This is a genomic window from Candidatus Symbiopectobacterium sp., assembly GCF_020054415.1.
Classification (GTDB): domain Bacteria; phylum Pseudomonadota; class Gammaproteobacteria; order Enterobacterales; family Enterobacteriaceae; genus Symbiopectobacterium.
In genome coordinates, this window is record NZ_JAHWCO010000576.1 from 1 (window position 1) to 1799 (window position 1799).

The following is a 1799-nucleotide window of genomic DNA, read 5'->3' on the forward strand; positions in this document are numbered from 1 at the left end:
GCAATCGGTTACGCAGTGTCAGATGTGCACGCTCAATACGCTGTGTATACAGCTTGCTAACAATGTGTTTTACTTTTGGAAGTTCGTCGTTGTAAGCCCTGTAGCCATCCGTGTTTGCATGACTGACGACGGTAACGCTGACGGCCACTTTTGCCATAACCGTGTTTTTTCACAGGAGATGTCTGTTCACAAAACGGGCATCTTACATAAACTTTAGCCACTGTATTCCACATCCAAAACCGGACATTTCACACTGCAATCAACATATTGAATACAGGACCCGAAAAGTGGAATGGCAAAAAAAGGCTTAACGTTGGCGTTAAGCCTTTGATGGGTTATTGAACCGCAGCGAACGCTTTGGCGACGCGTACGACGTTGCCCGAATTCAGACCCGCAACGCACATTCTACCGCTGGCGATCAGATAAACACCAAATTCGTCGCGCAGGCGATCTACCTGTAGCGTGCTGAAACCGGTGTAGCTAAACATGCCACGCTGTGTCAACAGGTAGTCAAAATTGCGCGTTGGCAATTCTACTTTCAGAGCATCCACCAGCGCGTTACGCATGGTGAGAATACGTGAACGCATTTCTTCGACTTCCGCTTTCCACTCTGCATTGCGTGCTACATCATTCAGCACGTTAGAAACCACCTGAGCACCGTAATTCGGCGGTGTGGAGTAGTTACGACGTACTGTGGCCTTCAACTGCCCCAAAACACGCTGTGCGCTTTCGGCATCTTCACACACCACGGAGAGCCCACCCACGCGTTCATTATAAAGAGAAAAAATCTTGGAGAAGGAGTTGGCTATCAGTGCAGGAACGCCCGCGCTGGCAATGGCGCGCAGCGCGTAAGCATCTTCATCGATGCCGCCGCCAAAGCCTTGATAGGCGATATCCATAAACGGAATCAGTTCGTGTTTAATCACCGTTTCAATAATGCGATCCCATTGCGCATTAGTCAGATCGGAACCTGTTGGGTTATGGCAGCACGGGTGCAACAGTACGATGCTGCGCGCTGGCAGGCTTTCCAGCGTGGCAACCATGCCATCGAAATTTACGCCCAGCGTTTGTGCATAAAAATAGGGGTAAGTGTGTACCTTAAATCCGGCACCTGCAAAAATAGCGATGTGGTTTTCCCAGGTAGGATCGCTGACCCATACCTCGGATTCAGGGAAATAGTGTTTCAGGAAGTCAGCACCCACCTTCAGTGCGCCGGAACCGCCCAGCGTCTGGATAGTGGCGATGTTGTTTGTAGCCAGCGCCGTGTGTTCTTTGCCAAACAGCAGCGTCTGAATAGCGGAACGGTAGGGTTGGAAACCTTCCATGGGCAAATAGGAGGAAGCCGCTTTGGGCTGCGCTTCAAGTACATCAACAGCACTGCTCACGGCGCGCAATTGCGGGATGATATTCTGTTCGTTGTAATAGAGCCCGATACTGAGATTGATCTTATCTGCGCGCTGATCCTGCTTGTATTTTTCCATCAGAGACAGGATAGGATCTCCGGCATAGGCGTCGACATGTTGGAACACGGTTTTTCTCCTGAAATAATTATCTGCCACGCTTAACGCGCAGCGCGCAACCCCTGGGCGGTCATTTAGACCGTATAACGCCCCAGTCGGTGATTCATCGCAACGATTAAGTTAAGAATCACGGCACCTAATAGGCTTTGTTGAATAAATCAGAACCTGTAATGACTGCGCCCCATACGGGTCGATTGTTAGGTGATGCGAATACTGTTCGGCATTCCTAATAGCGTGATCCGGTTAAGCGCTTTGACCATGGCCATGGCTTCACCCACC

Annotated in this window: 1 protein-coding gene and 3 pseudogenes; all 4 read right to left on the reverse strand. The window is 50.3% G+C overall.

Features of this window, described 5'->3' with window-relative positions; all coding sequences use genetic code 11:
- Window positions 1-85: pseudogene (locus tag QZ506_RS16810) on the reverse strand (IS1 family transposase); the annotation flags it as partial.
- Window positions 86-116: 31 nt separating this feature from the next.
- A pseudogene (locus QZ506_RS16815) lies at window positions 117-221 on the reverse strand (IS1 family transposase); the annotation flags it as partial.
- Window positions 222-335: 114 nt separating this feature from the next.
- Window positions 336-1529 carry an amino acid aminotransferase gene (locus QZ506_RS16820; protein WP_291972635.1) on the reverse strand — a complete coding sequence of 398 codons (1194 nt, stop codon included), beginning with the start codon at window positions 1527-1529 and terminating at the stop codon, window positions 336-338.
- 188 nt (window positions 1530-1717) lie between these two features.
- Window positions 1718-1799 (reverse strand): annotated as a pseudogene (locus QZ506_RS16825) (lipoprotein); the annotation flags it as partial.